The sequence below is a fragment of the Massilia yuzhufengensis genome (genome assembly GCF_900112225.1).
GTDB classification, from domain to species: Bacteria; Pseudomonadota; Gammaproteobacteria; order Burkholderiales; family Burkholderiaceae_D; genus Telluria; species Telluria yuzhufengensis.
Window position 1 is genome coordinate 1 of sequence record NZ_FOLD01000026.1, and the last position, 19,644, is coordinate 19,644.

Consider the following 19,644-nt stretch of genomic DNA (forward strand, 5'->3'; position numbering starts at 1 on the left):
CTTCCAGCGTCGAACGCTTGAGCATTGAGGCGCCGAGATGGTAGTGATGCGATGCGTGCGCATTGAAGCCAGTTTCGAGGGCGCGCAAACTCGGCGCTCCGCTGGCCTGCGCATACACCATCGCCGTCATGTGATTCCAAGGCTTGAAGTGCTTGGTATATTTGGCGGCATTGTGGCGGGCGACTGCCTGATCGAAGGCAGCGCGGGGCAGCCCCTTCATTAATTCTTGAAATGTCGTTATGCTGTACATGGTTGCAGGTTTGGTTTTTAAGTCGGCAAACCGAGGTTAACCCTCGTAAACCAATGCCTGCAACCCCTCCTTGCTAAGTCAAGCAAATTATTCCGGACAGCAGTGCGCCTGCGCGGGAATGACGGTTCAAAGGGCGCGGGTCGTCAATCCCGCTCCACCTGCGCGGCTTGCACTTACCCCGCATTCAACTCCGCCACGAAGTCGTACATATCCCCCCTGAAATACGACCTGCAAAACTCCACCGCCCTTCCATCCCGCACGAACCCCAGCCTTTCCACGCACAGCCCCGCATCGCCCTCGCGCGTCTGCAGCAGCCTGGCCTGCTCCGCATTGAGCAGCAGCGCCGACAGCCGCTGCAGCGCCCGCACCGGCCGGTTGTCGGCCGCGCCCAGCGCCTCGTACATCGAATCGCCCACCGCACCGAGCGAGGGCAGGGCAAACGCGGCGATGGTGGCGTACTCCAGGCACATCGGCACCTCGTCGGCGTAGCGGATGCGGTTGAAGCGGTATACCGCGGTGCCAGGCGAGAGCCGCAGGCGCAGCGCCTCTTCAGGCGTCACCAGGCCTTCCGAGCGCTTGAGCCACTCGTTGCGCGGCACCCGCCCGCGCGCGCGCATGTCTTCGGAAAACGAGGTCAGCTTGGCGAAGTTCTTTTCGATGCGGGTGTTGATGAAGTTGCCCGCGCCGGCGCGGCGCACCAGCAGGCCTTCGTCCACCAGCGCGTCGATCGCCTTGCGCACGGTGATGCGGGAGATGCCCAGCTCCTGGGCCAGCTGGCGCTCGGCAGGCAGGGCGGAGCTCGACGCCAGCGCGCCCTCGTCGATCGCGCGGCGCAGCGCGTGCTCGAGTTGCTGGTACAGCGGAAGCTTGGCGCCGCCGCCGGCGGCCGACTGCATGAATTCGGCGAGTGGGTTCATGCCGGCATTCTAGCGGGTTAGCACCTGCCTCACTTCGGCCGTGGGTTCTTCAGCCGATGCTCGACCACGGCCACGCGGCCGGCGCGGATCTCCTGCACGGCCGCGCCCACCGCGCGCGCCACGTTGCGCACTTCTTCCTGCAGCGCGGTGTCGCGGTCCATCACCTCGTGGCTCTCGGCATAGGACTCGTAGTAGCCGACGTAGCGGTCGAGCTGGGCGAAGGTGCCGGAATCGACCAGGCCCATCCAGCCGAGCCAGTCGCCCAGCGAGCGGCGCGTGCCCTCGATGCCGGCGACGTCGCCATGCACCACCATGCCGTAGGCGCGCCCGGCCAGGTGCTTGGGGTAGTCCCAGCCGGCCAGTTCGATGTCCTTGGCCAGCTCCGCCTTCTTGCCCTGGGTCGCGGTTGGGTCGGGGTTGCCGCCGTCGGCGCAGACCAGGCGGTCGATCATCAGCTTGAGCACGGCCGGCGCCTGGTACCAGTAGACCGGCGTGACGATGATGACGCCATGCGCCAGCACCCAGCGCTCGTAGAGTTCGTTCATCCAGTCGTTGACCTGGCGCTCGGCATGGTTCGGGTAGCAGCTGCAGGGCCAGTGGCACAGCGGCATGGCGGTCGAGACGCAGCCCTTGCAGGGATGGATGTGGCGGTCGTAGTCGGAATTGAGCAGGCTCAGGTCGAGCACGTCGGCTTCGATGCCCTCGGCCACCAGGACTTCGCGCGCCAGTTCGGTCATGCGCCAGCTTTTCGAGATCTCGCCGGGGCAGGTGCCGTCGTTGCGGGCCGAGCCGTTGATGAGCAGGACGCGGCTGCGGGTGGACGGGTCCTTCTGGCGCAGTTCGGCCGCCAGCAGGCGGTCGCGGGTTTGCTTCCATTCGATGGACAGGTCGTAGTCGGGGTCGGCGAAGCCGGGGCCGGCCTTGACGGTGCGCGGCGCCTTGCGGCCTTCGTCGTAGGCTTCCCAGGCGACCTGTTCCACCGCTTCGAGTTCCTGCGCCACGTTGTCGTAGGCGGGGTCGACAAAGGCTTGCCGGAAGCGGAGGTGGAATTCGTTGCGGCCCAGCTTGGCTGGGGCCTGTCCTGTGCGTACCGATGTCATGCCGTCTCCCGATGTATGCAGGAATTATCGATCCGACAATGTGGGACGAATGTTCGCGCGCGCACATAAGCTTGTGAAAGCTGCAAATGTGCGGGCGAAAAAAAACCGGACAATTGTCCGGTTTCTTGTGCCGCCTAAAGCTTACTTGGCGGCAGCGACTGCGCCGCCTTGCTGCTCCAGCAGCATGGTCCAGTACTTGGCGAGGTCGCCGGCGCCGGCGCCGCCCTTGACGCCCTGGAAGGTCTGCAGCGCTTCGGCTTTCTTGCCGGCGCGCACTTGCGCCATGCCGAGGCGCAGCTTGGCTTCTTCGACGTTCTTCAGGCCGCCCTTGGCGATACCTTGCTGGATGAAGCCGATGCCCTTGTCGGCCTGGTCCATGGTGGCGTAGGCCCAGCCCAGGTTGACGAGGCCGGCGCCGGTCTTGGCCTTGGCCGCGCCCGCTTCGCCGGCGGCGATGTTCTTGGCGTCGTCCGCCGCGCCCTTGCCGGCCTTGTCGCGCAGTGCCGCGTGGGCCTTGGCATTGCTGCCCTTGCCCAGCACGCCGGCCGCGAAGCCCGCATCCATGACCTTCTTGGCTTCGGTCGGGAAACCGTCGCGCATGGCCAGTTCGGCCAGGTCGGTGTACTCTTCCGCCGCCATCTGCTTCACGGCCGCGAATTCCAGGCGGTACACGTTGACCATGTTGGTCTGGGCGTCGAAGCCCTTCTGGCGTGCCACGCCGCGGTTGAGCAGGTCGGTCCAGAAGTCATCGGTCGGGTAGTAGCGCGCCAGCTTCTCGAGGCCCACCAGGTAGGCGGCATCGTCCTTGACCTTGACCGCGGCCGACGACAGCAGGCGCAGGTCTTCCTCGCTTGGCTTCTGGCCGGTTTTTTCCATCTCCGTGACCATCGGCAGCAGGGCGCCCTTGGCGGCCGCGAAGTCGCCGCTCAGGTACTGGGCGCGGACCTTGGACGAACGCACTTTTTCAGGCGTCGGGCTTTCTTTCTCGTAGCGGTTGAACCACTCGATGGCTTTCGGGTAGTTCTTGGCGTTGTAGTACATGTTGCCCAGCGCCTGCATGAAGTTGGCCTGCTCCTCGCCCTGCAGGCGATTGGAGTTGATCACCGCTTCCAGCGCCGGCATCGCCATCGCATTGTTGTCGGTGGTCGAACCGAGCGACAGCTTCATGCGGTTGATGACGTAGTCTTCGTAGGGCGTGCGGTTGGGGAAGGCGTCGGCCTGGGTGATGCGGTTCTGCACTTCGGTGTAGTTCTTGGCGTCCATCAGCGGCTTGATGGCGGCCGGGTCGAGCAGCTTGAAGATTTCAGGACGGACGGTGTCCTTTGCCGGTGCGGCGGCGGCAGCAGGGGCCGGCGCGTCGCTCTTCTGCTGCGCGTGGACGCTGCTTACCAGCGCCGGGGCGGAGACGCCGATCGCGGCGAGCATCAGGCAGAGGCGGGCAAGACGGAATTGGGCCATGGAGTATCCTTCAATCAGGTCGGTAATGATGAGACGTGCATATGCGGCAATATGACGCAAATGCCAATCCGGACAAAGTGGGCATTGTCCCATAAAGTGCCTTTCTCAGGCTCGGCAATTGTGCCGCACGGCGCGCCGGCGCGCCCGTGTGCTTACATAGCGTTACCGATTTTCTGTTCGGCACCGTCGAAGCCCGGCACCGGGCATTGTCCCGGCGCATCGGCTTCGCCCGCCAGCCAGTCGACCACGGCGTCCACTGCCGGCGCCGCGAAGCCATAGGTCATCAGGGCGGGGGCGGGGAAGTCCAGTGCCTGGTAGGGGTTCCACAGCGCCAGGTGCAGGTCAGGGCGCCAGCTGGCGCGCGCATGCGGGCCATAGCGGCGGCGCGCGGTGGAGGCCAGGATGGTGAAGCGGCCGTCCTGGGGCAGGGCGGCCCAGTCGAAGCCTTCCGCGTCGGCGAAGGTGACCAGCTCGACCTCGTACAGGCGGCCCAGGGCGGCGGCGACGCTGGCGGCCGGCACGCCGGCTTCGGATACCCCGTCGCTGACCACGTCGGCGCGCGCGACCAGGCGGATCTTGCTGCCCTTCGCCGGGCCCTGCGGCTGGCCGAGCGCCGTCAGGCCGGCGCGCCAGGCGCGCGCCATCAGGGCGCGGTCGTCGGCTTCGACCAGGTAGCTTGCAGCTCCGGCCGGATGGGCCGCGGCCAGGGCCGCCAGGCGTTGCAGGCGCGCCTGCACGTCGTCCATCGGCAGTACGCCGTCGCGGATCGCCGCGGCGATCGCCTGCACGGTCTCCTCCTGCGTCTCGCGCGCGCCGATCGCCATCACCATGTCGGCGCCGGCCACCAGCGCGTTGACGGCCGCTTCTCCGGCGCCGTAGCGGTGGGCGATGGCGTGCATGTCCATGCCGTCGGTGATGATCACGCCCTGGTAGCCGAAGCCTTCGCGCAGGATGCCCGTGAGGATCGGGCGCGACATCGTGGCCGGGAAGTCCGGGTCCAGCGCCGGGTACAGGATGTGGGCCGTCATCATGGCCGGCGCGGCCTTGGCCGCGATGCGGAAGGGGGCGAACTCGAAGCGCTCCAGTTCCGCCAACGGCTTGTCGACGGTGGGCAGGTCGCGGTGCGAATCGACGTGGGTGTCGCCGTGGCCGGGGAAGTGCTTGACGCAGCAGGCCACGCCTTCGCTTTCGCTGCCCTCCATCCAGGCCATGGCGATGCGGGTGGCGGCGATCGGGTCGGCGCCGAAGGAGCGCTCGGCAATCACCGGGTTGTGCGGGTTGTTGTTCAGGTCCAGCACCGGCGCGAAGTTCCAGTTGAAGCCGAGCGAGCGCACCGCGCGCGCCACCGCCGCGCCGACGTCGCGCGCCAGCTGCGGGTCGTTCGCCGCGCCCAGCGCCATCGCGCTCGGCGGCGCCGGCACCCAGGTCGAGCGCACCACGGCGCCGCCTTCCTGGTCCAGGGCAATCAGGGCCTGCGGGCCCATCGCCTCGCGCAGCGCGCCGGTGAAGTGGGCGAGCTGGGCGGCGTCCAGCATGTTCTGGCGGAACAGGCAGGCGCCGCGCACGGTGTACTGGCGCAGGAAGGCCTCGGTATCGGCATCGAGCTCGGTGCCGAACAGCCGCACCATCATCAGCTGGCCGGCGAGTTGAAGGTAGTCGGTCATGGGAAAGCGCTTAGTTGGTCTTGGTGACTTTGCTCAGGTGGCGCGGGCGGTCCGGATCGAGGCCGCGCGCTTTCGACAAGTTGGCGGCCATCATGTAGAAGGCCTGGATCGCGGCGATCGGGTCGAGGTCGGGGATGGCGGCGGTGGGCAAGGTCAGGTCGCGGCTGGCGACGTCTTGCGGCGCGGCCAGCAGCACGCGTGCGCCGCGGCCGCGCATCTCGTCGGCCAGCGCCACCAGGCCCGCTTGCGCCGGGCCGCGGGTGGCGAAGATCAGCAGCGGATAGCCTTCGTCGATCAGGGCCATCGGGCCGTGCTTGATCTCGGCGCCGCTGAAGGCTTCGGCCTGCAGGGCCGAGGTTTCCTTGAATTTCAGGGCCGACTCCAGCGCCACCGGGAAGCTGATGCCGCGGCCGACCACCATGATGTTGCGGGCCGGGGCCAGCACCTCGATCGCGGCCGACCAGTCGGCCTGCGCGGCGGCGCGCAGGGCGTCGGGCAGGGCGGCCAGCCCATCGCGCAGTTCGGCGTCGTCCTGCCATTCGCTGACAAGGCGCGCGCCGGCGACCATGCTGGCGATGAAGCTCTTGGTGGCGGCCACGCTCTGCTCTTTACCGGCGTGCAGCGGCATGGTCCATTCGGCGGCCTGCGCCAGCGGAGAAGTGGCGTCGTTGACCAGCGCCACGGTGGTGGCGCCGCCGGCGCGGAAGTACTGGATCGGTTCCACCACGTCCGGGCTCTGGCCGGATTGCGAGATCGACACGGCCAGGGTGTCGCGCGTGACCAGCGGGGACTTGTAGAGCGTCACCAGCGACATCGGCAGCGAAGTCACCAGGCGGCCCATGCGCGCCATGATCAGGTAGGCCAGGTAGCTCGACGCGTGGTCGGAGCTGCCGCGCGCCACCGTCACCGCGCTGTGGAACCGGGTGGCGCGCAGGGCGCGTCCCAGTTCCGCGTAGCGATCGGCGTCTTGCGCCAGTTGCTGGGCGACGCAGTCGCCGGCGGACAGGGCTTCCTGGTACATCAACGAGGTGCTTGGGCTCACAGTACTTCTCCTTCGATATAGACGGCTTTGATTTGCAGGTCGCGGTCGAGGACCACGAAGTCGGCGTGGCAGCCCGGCGCCAGGCGGCCGCGCTGGGTTTCGCCGAGGTAGTCGGCGGCGTTGGTGGACACCCGGCGGCTGGCGTCTTCCAGCGACAGGCCGATGCCCACCAGGTTGCGCAGCGCCTGGTCCATCGTCAGCGTGCTGCCGGCCAGCGTGCCGTCCGACAGGCGCACGCCGCCCATGCACTTGTGGACCACCTGGCGGCCCAGCATGTATTCGCCGTCCGGCATGCCGGCGGCGGCGGTGGAGTCGGTCACGCAGAACAGCTTCGGGATGCAGCGCAGCGCGGTCTTGATCGCGCCCGGGTGCACGTGCAGCAGATCCGGGATGATCTCGGCGTATTCGGCATGCGCCAGCGCTGCGCCCACCATGCCGGGGTCGCGGTGATGCAGGCCGGGCATGGCGTTGAACAGGTGGGTAAAGCCCACCGCGCCGTGCGCCAGCGCCTGCACGCCCACTTCATACGAGCCGTTGGTGTGGCCAATCTGCACGCGGATGCCGGCATCGGCCATCGCGCGCAGCAGGTCCATGTGGCCGTCGACTTCGGGCGCCACCGTGATCAGGCGCATCGGGGCCTGGGCGTTGAAGCGGTTCACCTCATCCAGCGTCGCTTCGCGTGCGAACGGCGGCTGCGCGCCCAGCTTGCCCGAGTTGATGTAGGGGCCTTCCAGGTGGACGCCGAGGATGCGCGCCTCGTCCTTGCCGCGCTGCTTGCAGGCGGCGCCGATGGCGACCAGGGCCCGGTCGATGTCTTCGACCGGCGCCGTCATGGTGGTGGCCAGCAGGGCGGTGGTGCCGTGCTTCGCGTGCAGGGCGGCGATGACGTGCGGCGCGTCGCCGCCTTCCATCATGTCGCGGCCGGCGCCGCCGTGCACGTGCACGTCGATGAAGCCGGGCAGGATGTAGTCGTCGCTGTTGGCCGACGGGTCGACGTCGTGGCCTTCGATGCTGTCGATGCGCGCGCCATGGCGCAGTTCGCCGTGGATCCAGCCACCGGGGGTGAGGATGTTGCCCTTCATTGTGCTGCTCCTTGTAGGTGGCGCTGAATCATGCGCAGTGCGCCGGCGGCGGAATCGCCCTGCGCCGGGACGCAGCGCGCCAGGGTCTCGGGCGGCAGCCAGGCGCGCAGCGCGTCGCCCAGGCCGCCGCACAGGGCCAGCGGCAGGCTGTGGCTGCGGTCGAGCGCATCGGCGATGCTGGCCACTTCGCGGCCGGCGTGTTCGAGGATGGTGCGCGCCACCGGGTCGGTGACGCCATGCGCCACCACGAAGCGCGCCAGGCCGGCGTAGGCGGCCGGATTGGCCTTGCCGAGCCAGACCTGCACCGCGTCGCGCGAGCCGCCGCAGAAGGCGACGACCTCGCGCGCGAAGGCGCGGCCTTCGACGCGGCCGTCCAGGACCTGTTCGATGTGGTTCAGGGCCCGCAGGCCCATCCAGGCGCCGCTGGCTTCGTCGCCGGCCGGGAAGCCCCAGCCGCCCACTTCCACCTTGGCGCCGTCGGCCAGCATGGCTTCGCCGACGCTGCCGGTGCCGATCGCGACGATCGCGCCGGGCTGGCCGCCGTGGGCGCCCATCAGGGTGGTGAAACCGTCGGTGTCGAGCGCCAGCGCGGCGTAGCCGGGATTGGCGGCGACGAACTGGGCCGCCCATTCCTTGTTGTGCACGCCCGCCAGGCCGAGGCCGATGGCGCACGCATGCATGGGAATGTGGTCGATGCCGATGGCGGCGAAGGCTTCGGCGATGGCGCCGTTGATGGTGGTCCAGGCATTGTCGATGCCGCGCGACAGGGCCGAGGGGCCGCCGCTGGCCTGGGCGATGTCGGCGCCGTCCGCGCGCGCCAGGCGCACGCGGGTGCCGGTGCCGCCGCCATCGACGCCGATGAGATAGTCGGTCATGGTATGAAGTGTTCTGCCGGGGAGGTCAGCGCACTATAGGCAGGCGGTACAGCGATGTCAACAGGTATTTAACTGGTATGCAAATTTCCTGTGCAAGAATGCCGTGATGGCCATAGGTTATTTGCATAACCCGTTGATTTTGCAAATGTTTTTAGTGGTACTTCAACTGGTATTGTCGGGCATCGAAAAACGGCTGGTATGGTGGTCCATACCAGCGGGGGAGGCGACTATTCGGCGTTGCGGCTGCCGCGGCGGTCCACCACCAGCAGCTGGGCGTGCTGGTCGTCGCCTGCCGCCTTGCGCCGTTCGCGGCGGTCGGTCGTGCGGTCATCGCGCCCGGTGACATGCACCGCCGCGTTGCCGGACCCGGTCACCGCGATGTCAGCGCGGCCCGCCGTCAGGCGCCGTCCATCGAGCCCGCCCGACCCGCTCAGGCTGGCCTTGACCAGTTCCACCTTGCCGGCGATATGGGCGCTGCCCGGGCCGCTCGATTTGAGCAGCAGGCGCTTGCCGTCCATGGTCGCATCCAGCCCGCCCGAGCCGTGCAGTTCGGCGTCGAGCGTATCGGACACGGTGGCAAGTTCAATGCCGCCCGCGCCGCGCGCCTTCACGGCCGCCCGTTTCACATTGAGGCTGCCCGCGTCGAGCTCGCCCGAACCGCTTACTTCGGCGGTCAGGTCGCCGATGCTGCCGCTCAGCGTGGCGTTGCCGGGGCCGCCGAGGCGCACCATGGCCACGGCCGCCTGCAGGCCGCGGGCTTCCAGCCCGCCCGAGCCGCTGACTTCGGCATCGAATTTCCGGATCGTGCCGGCCACGCAGGCGTTGCCCGGCCCGCGCTGGACCGTGGACACCGCCTCCACCGCCAGCGCACAGGCTTCGAAGTCGCCCGAACCGCTGAGCTCTGCGCGCAGCTCGCGCGCGCTGCCCGACAGGGTCATGCCACCCGGCCCGCTGATGCGGGCGTTCAGGCGCGCCAGGCGCAGCTCGTCGGCCTGCAGGTCGCCCGAGCCGCTGAGCGTGACGGCCAGCTCGTTGCCCACGCCGGCCAGGCGCACGTCGCCCGGGCCCGACATGGCCAGGTCGACATTGGCCGCCTTGATCCGGTGCAGGTCGACGTCGCCGCTGCCGCTGGCGCGCACCGCCAGCTCGCGCACCGCGCCCGCCGCCTGCAGGTCGCCGGGGCCGTCCACGCTGACGCTGAAGCGCTCGCCCGCCACCTGCGTCAGCTCGACGTCGCCGCTGCCCGACATCTTCAGGCTCTTCAGTTGGGCCGCGGTGATGCTGATGGTCGGCGTCTCGCGCTTGCCCCAGCTGAAGTGGAAGCCATTGCGCTGGACCGGCCGCACCACCAGCGTATCGCCGCGCACGAAGGTTTCGATCTCGTCGAGCAGCTTGCGCTCGCCCGTCAGTTCCACCTGCTGGCGGCCCTGGGCACGCACCACGACATCATAAGGACCGGACAGTTCGATGGCGCTGAAGGGCTGCACGCTGCGCTGCGCGACCGCGACCGCCGGCGCTTCGGCGTGGCTGGCCTGGGCGGCAAACAGGCTGGCGGCAAGGGCGAGGAGGGCGGGCTTGAGGACGGTTTTCATGTGCGGGTCGTCATGGTGAGCTTCGGAGACTGGACATTAAGGCAAGTCCCCGCGCCCCGCATCCGCAAACCGACAAACGCGCGAAAACGGCGACCAGAATGCATATCGCGTGGATGAGCCGCTAGCACCCATTACCTTTGTAAACTTCAACTTCGGGGTCAGGTCTGACATTTGGACACGGCCTCAGCCTTGGCCTTGACTACGTTACTGCGACAGCAATGTTTGGAGGGCGGTTTTTGCGTGGACATGGCCGTCTGGTGCCCTACCGTCGAGCTCGTGTCCAAATGTCAGACCTGACCCCGAAGTGGGAAGTGGGATTGCGGTTGAGTTTTTTTTTCAGTCGGCGCATCATCGGCGGCAGACCCGACAGTTTTCGACGAGGACGATCTTGGCCACTCAACGCTCTGCGCGGCAGCCGCGCCGCATCGTCCCGACAAGCACGCTGGCGAGCGCCTTGCTTGCGGCGATCCTGGCTGCGTGCGGCGGCGGCGGGGGCAGCTCGCCGGCGCCGGCGCCGCCGGTGCAGCAGCCGCCGCCGGTGGCGGCGCTGCCGGGCACGTATGCCGATCCGGTGACGTATTCGGGGGCGGCGGCGGCCTCGCTGGCGGGCGCCACCGAGGCGGCGTCGACGGTGCAGCCGCGCATCACCCTGGACGGCAAGCCTTTCGACTACACCGCCCGGGCCGGGCACCTGACGGCCACCGACCTGCAGACCGGCCAGCCGGCGGCGTCGTTCTTCTATATCGCCTACACGGCCGGGGCCCAGCCGGCGGCGCAGCGGCCGCTGACCTTCTTCTATAACGGCGGTCCGGGCTCGGCGTCGATCTGGCTGCACCTGGGCGCGTTCGGGCCGCGCCGGCTGGCCACCAGCTTCCCGCTGGCCCAGCCGGCCGGCACGCCGATCCAGCTGGTCGACAACCAGGAAACCCTGCTCGACCATTCCGACCTGGTGTTCGTGGACGCCATCGGCACCGGCTATTCGCAGGCGGTCGCGCCCAATACCAATGCCCAGTTCTGGGGCGTCGACAAGGACGCGGCGGCGTTCCGCGACTTTGTGCGGCGCTACCTGGTGGCCAACAACCGGCAGGCCTCGCCGGTCTACCTGTTCGGCGAATCCTACGGCGGGCCGCGCGCGGCCGTGATGGCCAACCTGCTCGAGAGCGCCGGGGTGCGCGTGACCGGCGTGATGCTGCAGTCGCCGGCCATGAACTACAACGCCAACTGCGGCGTGTTCAATCCCGGCCAGCTCAGCTGCGAAGGCTACATCCCGAGCTACGCGGCGGTCTCCGCGTATCACCAGAACGGCAGCCTGCCGACCGATTTCTCGTCGGTGCTGCAGCAGGCGCGCGCCTTTGCCGCGGGCAGCTACCGCAGTGAAGTGGCCGCCTTCCTCGGCGGCGGCACCCCGCCGACCGACGCCACCATCAACCAGCTGGTCAACTACACCGGGCTGCCGGCGCTGACCTGGCGCCAGGATTTTTCGATGGTGCCGGGCGCCTACCGCGCGCGCCGCTTGCCGGGGCAGGTGATGGGGCGCTACGATGCCCGGGTGATCGCGCCGGTGGGCAGCGCGCTGGCCGCCGGCGGCGACCCCTCGCTCACGCTGGTCGGCAGCGCCTTCAACAACACCATCCGCACCTACCTCGAGACCGAACTGCGCTATACGGCGCCCACCCCCTACATCAATTCCAACAACGTGCTCGAGCTCTGGAACTTCAGCCACGACGGCAAGGCGCTGCCCGATACGATCCCGGACCTGGCCGCGGCGCTTACCCTGAATCCGGCGATGAAGGTGCTCGCCATGGGCGGCTACCATGACCTGGCGACGCCGTTCTACCAGACCGAGCTGGACCTGGCGCGGCTCGGTCCGAGCGCGGGCATCCAGGTCCGCAACTACAACAGCGGGCACATGAGCTATCTCGACGACAGCGTGCGCCGCCTCCAGAAGGCCGACCTGCGCGCCTTCTACAACAGCGTATCGGTGGCACAATGAAGACCATGACGCTCTTCCTCCTGCTCGTGAGTGCGGCGGGCGCGGCGGCCGCCCAGGCCCAGGCGCCGGTCGGCGTCGACGGCACGGTGCCGCCGGCGCTGCGCAACCGTCCGGCCGAAGCGCCGCCCGCGGCCGGGGCGGCGCTGCGCGCGCAGGCGCTGGCCAAGCTGGAGGCGCAGTTCCGCGCGGCCGACCTCGATGGCAACGGCAGCCTGTCGGCCGACGAGGCAAAGAACTTCGGCTTCGTCGCCCGCCATTTCGACGCCATCGACAGCCGCCGCCGCGGCCATGTGACGTTCGACGACCTGCGCAGCTACCTGGCGCAGGCCAGGGACGGACGGCGCTAGCCCGCCAGTTCCGCGACCGCCATGTCCTCGCTCACCGTCCGCAAGCTCGACGTCGACCTGTCCGGCGGCTTCGGCCGCCGCTGGCTGGGCGGCGACGCCTACCGCACCCAGTTCTTCAATGCGCTGTCGATGACCTTCCCGATCGGCGAGCAGATGTTCATCGACAGCCTGCGCGCGATCCCGGAAGAGCAGCTGCGCGACCCGGACCTGCGCGCCGAAGTAAAGGATTTCGTCGGCCAGGAAGCGACCCACCGCCACATGCACCTGCAGTACAACGCCGAGCTCGAGCGGCAGGGCCTGTCCTTCGTCACCGGCAAGGGCATCGCCCGGCGGGTCGCGCGGATCGGTCGCCTCGGCGTGCGCAGCCGGGTGGCGATCACCTGCGCGCTGGAGCACTACACGGCCATCCTGGCCGACGGCGTGCTGCGCAAGCCCGAGTGGATCGAGGACGCGGAGCCGGCGCTGCGCCGCCTGTGGGAATGGCATGCCGTCGAAGAACTCGAGCACAAGGCGGTGGCCTTCGACGCCTACCGCGCGGCCGGCGGCGGCTACTGGCGCCGCGTGCTGTGGTTCGCGCATGCGAGCCTGGTGTTCTGGATCGACGTGCACCGCCAGACCCTGCACAACCTGTACCGCGACGGCGCCCTGTGGCGGCCCGCCACGTGGCTCAGTGCGGCGCGCATGTGGTGCGGCCGGCGCGGCCTGGCCTGGCACATGGCCGGGCCGGTTCTCCAGTATTTTTCTCCCCGCTTCCATCCTTGGCAGCATGACAACCGCGCCCTGCTGGGCGCGTGGCTCGAGCGCAACAGCGAGGCCTGGCGACCGGTGCGCAGCACGGCGCCGTGAAGGGCATCCTGCCTGGCGCGTGGCCTGGCGGGGCCCTGCAGTGTCATAATGCAGGGTATGGAAGGAGAATCCCCTTGATCCGCTATATGGGTACCCGCAAGAACGACGACGGCGCGGCCGTCTATGTGTTCCTCGTTAACGGCATGCAGAAGGAAGTGCGTGAGCATGCGCTCAAGCAGCATCCTGGCTGCTATGACGCCTTGCCGGCCTCGGTCAAGGCCAAGATCGCGGCCAACCGCGACTGGCTGTCCAGGCTGTAGGCCGACGTGCGCCTGGCCACCATCGCGCTTGCCACTGCGCTCGCATCCGGCTGCCTGCCGGCCCGCGCCATGCCATCGACCTTCGGCCCCGTCATCGGCAATGCGCTGCTGTGCCGCAGCCACCTCGACAACCGCTATTTCCACGATTACCTCACCACCAACTTCGCCCCCGCCTACAAGCGCGAGGGCGGGGCCTACTGGTTCAAGGTCGACGCCACCCTGTGGGGCGCCGAGGTGAAGGAAGTGATGGTCAGCGACGACAGCAGCGAGCGCGTGTTCATCGGCGCGCTCACCGAAAGCACGCCGGAAGAGCTGGAAGCGGCCATCCGCGCGGCTTCCGGCGGCGCCTTCAAGGTGGCCGACGCATCGCGCTTTCCTTTGCGCGTGTCAAACCGGGGCAGCACCATCGCTTACATGAATGACAAAAGCAAGATATATTGCTCGAAGTTCAAATCGCTGCCGGTCCGCTAAGTACCCGCCCTTGCACCGCTGCTCATGTATACCAATTACTTCCACCTGAAGGGGGCGCCGTTCTCGATCGCCCCCGATCCGCGCTACCTGTACATGAGCGAGCGCCATCGCGAGGCGCTCGCGCACCTGCTGTATGGCATCGGCAGCGGCGGAGGCTTCGTCCTGCTCACCGGCGAGATCGGGGCCGGCAAGACCACGGTGTGCCGCAGTTTCATCGAGCAGGTGCCCGCGCATTGCCGGCTGGCCTATATCTTCAACCCGCGCCTGAGCGTCGAGGAATTGCTGCTGAGCGTGTGCGACGAGCTGGGCATCGAACTGCCCGCCGCCAGCCACACGCCGTTCGGTCTCAAGGGCTATGTGGATGCGATCAACCGCTACCTGCTCGATGCGCACGCGCAGGGCCTGAACAGCGTGCTGGTGATCGACGAGGCCCAGAACCTGTCGGCCGAGGTGCTGGAGCAGCTGCGCCTGCTGACCAACCTCGAGACCAGCGAGCGCAAGCTGCTGCAGATCATCCTGATCGGCCAGCCCGAGCTGCGCAGCATGCTGGCCCGCCCGGAACTGGAGCAGCTGGCCCAGCGCGTCATTGCACGCTACCACCTGGGACCCCTGTCGGCGCCGGAAACGGGCGCCTACGTGGCGCACCGGCTGGCCGTGGCGGGCGCCGAGGGCACGCCGTTTCCGCCCGCGCTCACGCCGCAGATCCACGCGCTGACCCATGGCGTGCCGCGCCGGATCAACCTGCTGTGCGACCGCGCGCTGCTCGGCGCCTATGTCGAGAACAGCCCCCAGGTCACGCGCCAGATCCTGAAGAAAGCGGCCGACGAGGTCTTCGCCGGCGAACCGGCCGCGCCGCGCCGGCTGCGCGCGCCGCTGGTGGCCGGCGGCGTACTGGCGGCCGTGGCGCTGAGCGCCGCCGCCTGGCAGGCCCTGCCGGCGCGCGCGCCGGCGCCGGCGCCTGCGATGCAGGTGTCCGCGGCGGCTGCCGCGTTGCCGCCCGCGTCCGCCGTGCCGCCGGTGCAGGCGGTCGAGGCGAACGCGCTGCGCGAACTGGCGGCCCTGTGGGGCCAGCCGCTGGCGGGCGAGAATCCCTGCGAGGCAGCGCCGCGCCTGGACCTGCGCTGCCACCAGGGCCGCGGCGGCCTGTATGAACTGCGCCTGCTGGACCGGCCGGCCGTGGTCACCCTGCACGATGGGCCGCGCACCGGCTATGCGGTGCTGTCCCACATGGACGGCAACAGCGTCACCCTCAGCGCCGGCGCGCGCCGCGAACGCATCGATCTGGCCACCTTCGTGGCCCGTTTCGGCGGCGAGTTCACCACCTTCTGGCGCATGCCGCGCGGTTTTCGCGACCAGCTCGCCGAGGGCGACCGCGGGCCGGACGTCGACTGGCTGGGCACGCGCCTGGCCCAGCTGAACCGGACGCCGGCGCCGGCGCCCGGGCGCGCGCTCGACACCACCACGCGCGAATGGCTGCGCCGCTTCCAGGCCGCGCAACACTTGAAGGCGGACGGCGTGGCCGGCCCGCGCACCTACATGCGCCTGAACCAGCTTTCAAGCGTGCCCGAGCCGCGCCTGCTGGCCGTGGCCGGTACAGGAAAATAAGCCATGTCCTATATCCTCGAAGCCCTCAAGAAGGCACAGGCGGAGCGCCAGCTCGGCAGCGCCCCGACCATCCACGCCCCGGCGCCCAGCTATGCGGCGCCGGCCGCCGGCGCCAACCGCAAGGCGCTGATCGTCGGCCTGGGCGCCGGCGCGCTCGTGGTGGCGCTGGGCGCGCTGTTCCTGCTGCGCCAGCCGGCACCGGCCCCGGCGCTGCAGGTGGCCAGTGTCGCTGCTCCGGTCCCGGCCCCGGTCCCGGTGGCGGTTCCCGCCGCGCCGCCGCCAACGCCGGTCACGGCCGCGCCGCCGGAACCGGCCGCGCCCGCCAAGCCGAAGGAAGCGGCAGCCAGGCCGGCAGTTCCGGCACCGATGGCCGAGCCGGCGCCGCGCATCGAACCGGCCGAGGCCGCGCCGGAAGCGCCGCGTCCTGCGCCTGTGCTTGACGACAACGTCGGTGCGCTGCAGTCGCTGCCCGAGGCCATCCAGCGCGATGTCCCGAAAGTGACCGTCGGCGGCTACATCTATTCGCCCAACCCGTCCGAGCGCCTGCTGCTGGTCGACAAGACGCTGCGCCGCGAGGGCGAGGAAGTCGCGCCCGGCCTGGTGCTGGAGCGCCTGCTGCCGAAGGCGGCGATCATGAACTTCCGTGGCTACCGCTACCGTGTCGGCTACTGAGCCGCACGGCCCGGTGCTGGGCGTGGTTGGCTGGTCCGGCAGCGGCAAGACTTCGCTGCTGGAATACCTGGTGGGCCAGCTGGCGGGGCAGGGCTTGCGCGTCAACGTCATCAAGCACAGCCACCACGACATCGAGCTCGAACCGCCGCGCAAGGACAGCGCGCGCCTGCGCATGGCGGGCGCGGCCGAGGTCATGATCGCGTCGCCCTACCGCGTGGCCATCCTGCGCGAATTGCGCGGCGCGCCGGAACCGTCGCTGGCCGAACACCTGGCGCGGCTGGCGCCGGCGGACATCACGCTGGTGGAAGGTTATAAATGGGAGCGGATTCCGAAGCTGGAAGTGTTCCGTCCGGCGCTGGGCAAGCCGGCCCTGTATCCGGACGACGCCGATATTGTCGCGGTGGTCACGGACGTGCCGCGCGCGCCAGGGGAGGGCGGGCCGGCGTGGCTGGACCTGAATGATCCGGGTCAGGTGCTGGCCTGGCTGGAAAAATGGCTGCGCTGAGGGCCTAAAGTTTTGGTTGGGGCCGCCGATAATGGTGGATACGCCTCAATGGGAGAATGACATGGATGTGTCAAGCATTGCCAAGCTGTCAACCAGCATCGCCGAAACCGGCAACCGCCAGGAAGTGGGGCTCGCGGTGTTGAAAAAAGCCCAGCAACTCCAGGCTTCCACCGCCACCCAGCTGCTCGACGCGCTGCCGGCGGTACAGCCGTCGAATTTGCCGGCGCATTTGGGAAACAAGATCAATACGACGGCGTAAGGCCGGCGTTTCGACGGTTCTTGCAAAATAGGGTTCCCGCCTGCGCGGGAACCCATGTGATACGCTCCCCCCCCACCTTGCATTTCCTCCGCACCTGATAAATACTGGTGCCTTCCACACCAGCCCCGGAGCACCCGCATGACCCACCGCCACGCCCTGATCGCCGCCGCCCTTGCCACCGTATGCGCCAACGCCGCCGCCCAGGACCAGATGGGGGCGCCGAAGGCGGACCAGGAAGCCTGCTACGGCGTTGCCAAGGCCGGCCAGAACGACTGTGGCACGGCGACCCACGGCTGCTCCGCCGCGGCCAAGGTCGACAACGACCCGAACGAGTGGAAGTTCGTCGCCAAGGGCACTTGCACCAAGCTCGGCGGTTCGCTGGAAGCCGGCAAGGCCGTCGCCAAGACTACGCCGGCCGACGCCGACACCAAGAAATAATCCCATGCACGCGGCCCTCGCCGCCGGCGTGGGGCTGCGCGCCCCGCACTACCGCGCTTTCCTGGCACAGCGCCCGGCGGTCGGCTTCCTCGAAGTCCATAGTGAAAACTACCTCGCCCGCGCCGGCTGGGACTGGCACGTCCTCGCCAGCCTGCGGTGCGACTATCCGCTCAGCCTGCATGGCGTGGGCCTGGGCCTCGGTTCGGCGCGCGGGTTTTCCGATGCCCACCTCGCGCGGGTGCGCGACCTGGTCGATGCGGTCGATCCCTTCCTCGTCTCCGAACACCTGAGCTGGAGCGCGTTGGCCGATCGCCAGCTCAATGACCTGCTGCCCGTGACGCTCGACCAGGCCATGCTGGCCCTGCTGTGCGAGCGGGTCGACCGGGTGCAATCGCTGCTGGGGCGCCGCTTGCTGGTAGAGAATGTCTCGAGCTACGTGCGCTTTCGCGCCGACACCATGGGCGAGGCCGAGTTCCTGGCCGAACTGGCGCGCCGCAGCGGCTGCGGCATCCTGCTCGACGTGAACAACCTGTATGTCAACCAGCACAACCACGGCGAAGACGCGCTGGCCGCCATCGCCGCACTGCCGGTCGGAAGCGTGGGCGAGATCCACCTGGCCGGCCACCTGCAGACGCCGCTGGCGCTGGTCGACCACCACGGCGCGGCCGTGGCCGAACCGGTGTGGGCGCTGTACCGTGCCGCCCTCCAGCGCTTCGGCCGCGTGCCGGCGCTGGTCGAATGGGATACCGCGCTGCCGCCGCTCGACGCTCTGCTGGCCGAAGCCGCCAAGGCCACGGCCATCGCCCTGGAATACCGGCCGGCGCCCGGCGCCGCGCCGCTGCGCCAGGTTGCGGGCGGGCCCGCAGCGCATGAGGATGGCCTGGCCGCCGTCCAGCAGCGGTTCGGCGACGCGCTGTTCGACCGCAGCCGCGACGCGGCCCTGCAGCCTTTGCTCGCCGAAGGCGGGCTAGAGCGGCTGGCGCTCTACCGTGGCAACCTGGTCAGCGGCTGGGAGCGCGCGCTGGGCGAGGCCTGTCCGGTCGTGCGCCAGCTCGTGGGCGAGGATTTCTTCGCGGGCCTGGCGCGCGCCTATGGCAAGGCCTTCCCCTCGCAAGACCCGGACCTGGCCAGCTTCGGCGAGCGCTTCGCCGGATTCCTTGAGCGCTTCGGGCCGGCCGCGCCCTTTCCCTACCTGGCGGACGTGGCGCGCCTCGAATGGGCGGTCCACCGCGCCCACCTGGCGCCCGATAGCGCGCCGCTCGGACTCGATGCGCTGGCCGGCGTCAACCCGGCGGCACTCGACGCGGCCCGCTTCACCCTGCATTCATCAGTAGCCATGCTGGCCAGTCCGTGGGCGAGCGTGGCCCTGTGGCAGGCGCACCAGCCGGGCGCACCGGCGCTGCCCGCGAGCGTGGACACGCCATGCACGGCCCTGGTGGTGCGGCGCGGCTGGCAGGTGGAGGTGGTGGAGCTCAGCGCGCCGGACGCGGCGGCCTTGGCCAGGCTGGCGGCTGGCGCGACTTTTGGCGAGGCGCTCGACGCCGCGCTGGCGGTCGACGCGGCGCCGGATGTCGGCGCCATGCTGCAGCGCTGGTTCAGGCTCGGCCTGGTGGCCGCGCTGGCGCCAAACGCCGGCCGCTAGAGACGATCAGTGCAGGAAGGCGCGCAGGATGCGCTGTTCCCCGGTGCGGTCACAGCAGCGCTCGCTGGCGGCGCGGGTGGCGGCCATCATGCGCTCGAGCTGGGCGTCTTCGAAGCGCGCCAGCTCTTCGTTGGCCGCTTCCAGCGCCAGCGACAGCTTGGCGCGCGCGTTCTGGTACAGCAAGCTGCTGTAGTGATCGGTGTTCTTGAGCAGCTCTTCCGCATTCTCGATCACGAGACGCAGGTCTCCGATCAGCTGTTCCTGCGATTGCGCGCAGCGGTTCGGGGTTTCCATCGCTTCACCTTTGGCCGTTGATATTGGTCGTTACCTGACGACTTAAAATATAAACAAGGAAGCACCGTTCTGTTTGTTAGCGCGCAAACATAAGCCCGCCGTTTTTTCGCGCGTTTATTGCACCCGGATCTCCACGTCGCCCAGCGTAACCAGCTGGCCGGTACGGATTTTCGCGGTCTTGCGCAGCTCTTTCTTGCCGTCGACCGACACCACGCCGCTGGCGACCAGGTTCTTGCCGGCGCCGCCGCTGTCGACCAGGCCGACCAGCTTCAGGAGCTGGTTGACCTCGATAAATTCCGATGTCAAATCGAACACTATTTTTTGCATGCTAT

General features: G+C 68.9%; 22 protein-coding genes. 11 read left to right on the forward strand and 11 right to left on the reverse strand.

Going from position 1 to position 19,644, the window contains the following annotated elements; all coding sequences use genetic code 11:
- The 9 genes from BM031_RS18760 to BM031_RS18800 form a co-directional block, all read right to left on the reverse strand.
- A partial coding sequence (locus BM031_RS18760; RefSeq protein ID WP_177207815.1) for a DUF4372 domain-containing protein occupies positions 1-220 on the reverse strand: 220 nt, incomplete at its 3' end.
- A 203-nt stretch (positions 221-423) separates the two neighbouring features.
- Positions 424-1,167, reverse strand: coding sequence for a GntR family transcriptional regulator (locus BM031_RS18765; RefSeq protein WP_091876085.1), 744 nt, complete (start codon positions 1,165-1,167; stop codon positions 424-426).
- A 29-nt stretch (positions 1,168-1,196) separates the two neighbouring features.
- Positions 1,197-2,267, reverse strand: coding sequence for a flavodoxin family protein (locus BM031_RS18770; RefSeq protein ID WP_091876086.1), 1,071 nt, complete (start codon positions 2,265-2,267; stop codon positions 1,197-1,199).
- A 141-nt stretch (positions 2,268-2,408) separates the two neighbouring features.
- Entirely contained in the window at positions 2,409-3,725 is a 1,317-nt protein-coding gene (locus tag BM031_RS18775) for a tetratricopeptide repeat protein (RefSeq protein ID WP_091876087.1), read from the reverse strand.
- Positions 3,726-3,877: 152 nt separating this feature from the next.
- The gene (locus tag BM031_RS18780) at positions 3,878-5,389 is read right to left on the reverse strand and encodes a glycoside hydrolase family 3 protein (protein WP_091876088.1); all 1,512 of its coding nucleotides are present in this window, start codon (positions 5,387-5,389) and stop codon (positions 3,878-3,880) included.
- 10 nt (positions 5,390-5,399) lie between these two features.
- On the reverse strand, positions 5,400-6,410 hold the full coding sequence (locus tag BM031_RS18785) for an SIS domain-containing protein (protein WP_177207820.1): 1,011 nt from the start codon (positions 6,408-6,410) through the stop codon (positions 5,400-5,402).
- 17 nt (positions 6,411-6,427) lie between these two features.
- On the reverse strand, positions 6,428-7,513 hold the full coding sequence (gene nagA, locus BM031_RS18790; protein WP_091876090.1) for an N-acetylglucosamine-6-phosphate deacetylase: 1,086 nt from the start codon (positions 7,511-7,513) through the stop codon (positions 6,428-6,430).
- Positions 7,510-8,388, reverse strand: a complete 879-nt coding sequence (locus BM031_RS18795) for a glucosamine kinase nucleotide-binding domain-containing protein (RefSeq protein ID WP_091876091.1) — start codon at positions 8,386-8,388, stop codon at positions 7,510-7,512. The genes nagA and BM031_RS18795 overlap by 4 nt, the downstream gene beginning before the upstream one ends.
- A gap of 227 nt (positions 8,389-8,615) precedes the next feature.
- On the reverse strand, positions 8,616-9,980 hold the full coding sequence (locus tag BM031_RS18800) for a head GIN domain-containing protein (protein WP_091876092.1): 1,365 nt from the start codon (positions 9,978-9,980) through the stop codon (positions 8,616-8,618).
- 424 nt (positions 9,981-10,404) lie between these two features.
- Between BM031_RS18800 and BM031_RS18805 the strand changes: the two genes are divergently transcribed.
- From BM031_RS18805 to bufB, 11 genes are all read left to right on the forward strand, one after another.
- Complete coding sequence (locus BM031_RS18805; protein ID WP_370660062.1) at positions 10,405-11,973, forward strand: S10 family peptidase; 1,569 nt, start codon at positions 10,405-10,407, stop codon at positions 11,971-11,973.
- Between the two features lie 5 nt (positions 11,974-11,978).
- Positions 11,979-12,320, forward strand: coding sequence for an EF-hand domain-containing protein (locus BM031_RS18810; protein WP_091876094.1), 342 nt, complete (start codon positions 11,979-11,981; stop codon positions 12,318-12,320).
- A gap of 21 nt (positions 12,321-12,341) precedes the next feature.
- A complete protein-coding gene (locus BM031_RS18815; RefSeq protein WP_091876095.1) occupies positions 12,342-13,166 on the forward strand; it encodes a metal-dependent hydrolase in 825 nt (274 codons plus the stop codon).
- 74 nt (positions 13,167-13,240) lie between these two features.
- On the forward strand, positions 13,241-13,426 hold the full coding sequence (locus BM031_RS18820; protein WP_091876096.1) for a hypothetical protein: 186 nt from the start codon (positions 13,241-13,243) through the stop codon (positions 13,424-13,426).
- A gap of 6 nt (positions 13,427-13,432) precedes the next feature.
- Entirely contained in the window at positions 13,433-13,897 is a 465-nt protein-coding gene (locus BM031_RS18825; protein WP_091876097.1) for a hypothetical protein, read from the forward strand.
- Between the two features lie 24 nt (positions 13,898-13,921).
- Complete coding sequence (locus BM031_RS18830; RefSeq protein ID WP_091876098.1) at positions 13,922-15,502, forward strand: ExeA family protein; 1,581 nt, start codon at positions 13,922-13,924, stop codon at positions 15,500-15,502.
- Between the two features lie 3 nt (positions 15,503-15,505).
- Positions 15,506-16,174, forward strand: coding sequence for a general secretion pathway protein GspB (locus BM031_RS18835; RefSeq protein WP_091876099.1), 669 nt, complete (start codon positions 15,506-15,508; stop codon positions 16,172-16,174).
- Positions 16,146-16,679 carry a molybdopterin-guanine dinucleotide biosynthesis protein B gene (gene mobB, locus BM031_RS18840; RefSeq protein WP_229409030.1) on the forward strand — a complete coding sequence of 178 codons (534 nt, stop codon included), beginning with the start codon at positions 16,146-16,148 and terminating at the stop codon, positions 16,677-16,679. The genes BM031_RS18835 and mobB overlap by 29 nt, the downstream gene beginning before the upstream one ends.
- 61 nt (positions 16,680-16,740) lie before the next feature.
- Positions 16,741-16,938, forward strand: a complete 198-nt coding sequence (locus tag BM031_RS18845) for a YjfB family protein (protein ID WP_091876100.1) — start codon at positions 16,741-16,743, stop codon at positions 16,936-16,938.
- Between the two features lie 138 nt (positions 16,939-17,076).
- Entirely contained in the window at positions 17,077-17,376 is a 300-nt protein-coding gene (locus BM031_RS18850; RefSeq protein WP_091876101.1) for a BufA1 family periplasmic bufferin-type metallophore, read from the forward strand.
- 4 nt (positions 17,377-17,380) lie between these two features.
- Positions 17,381-19,018 carry an MNIO family bufferin maturase gene (bufB, locus tag BM031_RS18855; protein ID WP_091876102.1) on the forward strand — a complete coding sequence of 546 codons (1,638 nt, stop codon included), beginning with the start codon at positions 17,381-17,383 and terminating at the stop codon, positions 19,016-19,018.
- Between the two features lie 6 nt (positions 19,019-19,024).
- Here the strand turns inward: bufB and BM031_RS18860 are convergent, their stop codons facing one another.
- Together BM031_RS18860 and BM031_RS18865 are read right to left on the reverse strand one after the other, a co-directional pair.
- Positions 19,025-19,312, reverse strand: a complete 288-nt coding sequence (locus tag BM031_RS18860) for a DUF883 family protein (protein ID WP_091876103.1) — start codon at positions 19,310-19,312, stop codon at positions 19,025-19,027.
- 114 nt (positions 19,313-19,426) lie between these two features.
- A complete protein-coding gene (locus BM031_RS18865) occupies positions 19,427-19,639 on the reverse strand; it encodes an RNA-binding S4 domain-containing protein (protein ID WP_091876104.1) in 213 nt (70 codons plus the stop codon).
- Positions 19,640-19,644 lie beyond the last annotated feature (5 nt).

Bases quoted from the DNA above. Each gene is read 5' to 3' on its own strand.
- BM031_RS18765 (WP_091876085.1), bottom strand. From the start codon at position 1,167: ATGAACCCACTCGCCGAATTCATGCAGTCGGCCGCCGGCGGCGGCGCC.
- BM031_RS18770 (WP_091876086.1), bottom strand. From the start codon at position 2,267: ATGACATCGGTACGCACAGGACAGGCCCCAGCCAAGCTGGGCCGCAAC.
- BM031_RS18775 (WP_091876087.1), bottom strand. From the start codon at position 3,725: ATGGCCCAATTCCGTCTTGCCCGCCTCTGCCTGATGCTCGCCGCGATC.
- BM031_RS18780 (WP_091876088.1), bottom strand. From the start codon at position 5,389: ATGACCGACTACCTTCAACTCGCCGGCCAGCTGATGATGGTGCGGCTG.
- BM031_RS18785 (WP_177207820.1), bottom strand. From the start codon at position 6,410: ATGTACCAGGAAGCCCTGTCCGCCGGCGACTGCGTCGCCCAGCAACTG.
- nagA (WP_091876090.1), bottom strand. From the start codon at position 7,513: ATGAAGGGCAACATCCTCACCCCCGGTGGCTGGATCCACGGCGAACTG.
- BM031_RS18795 (WP_091876091.1), bottom strand. From the start codon at position 8,388: ATGACCGACTATCTCATCGGCGTCGATGGCGGCGGCACCGGCACCCGC.
- BM031_RS18800 (WP_091876092.1), bottom strand. From the start codon at position 9,980: ATGAAAACCGTCCTCAAGCCCGCCCTCCTCGCCCTTGCCGCCAGCCTG.
- BM031_RS18810 (WP_091876094.1), top strand. From the start codon at position 11,979: ATGACGCTCTTCCTCCTGCTCGTGAGTGCGGCGGGCGCGGCGGCCGCC.
- BM031_RS18815 (WP_091876095.1), top strand. From the start codon at position 12,342: ATGTCCTCGCTCACCGTCCGCAAGCTCGACGTCGACCTGTCCGGCGGC.
- BM031_RS18830 (WP_091876098.1), top strand. From the start codon at position 13,922: ATGTATACCAATTACTTCCACCTGAAGGGGGCGCCGTTCTCGATCGCC.
- BM031_RS18835 (WP_091876099.1), top strand. From the start codon at position 15,506: ATGTCCTATATCCTCGAAGCCCTCAAGAAGGCACAGGCGGAGCGCCAG.
- BM031_RS18845 (WP_091876100.1), top strand. From the start codon at position 16,741: ATGGATGTGTCAAGCATTGCCAAGCTGTCAACCAGCATCGCCGAAACC.
- BM031_RS18850 (WP_091876101.1), top strand. From the start codon at position 17,077: ATGACCCACCGCCACGCCCTGATCGCCGCCGCCCTTGCCACCGTATGC.
- bufB (WP_091876102.1), top strand. From the start codon at position 17,381: ATGCACGCGGCCCTCGCCGCCGGCGTGGGGCTGCGCGCCCCGCACTAC.
- BM031_RS18860 (WP_091876103.1), bottom strand. From the start codon at position 19,312: ATGGAAACCCCGAACCGCTGCGCGCAATCGCAGGAACAGCTGATCGGA.
- BM031_RS18865 (WP_091876104.1), bottom strand. From the start codon at position 19,639: ATGCAAAAAATAGTGTTCGATTTGACATCGGAATTTATCGAGGTCAAC.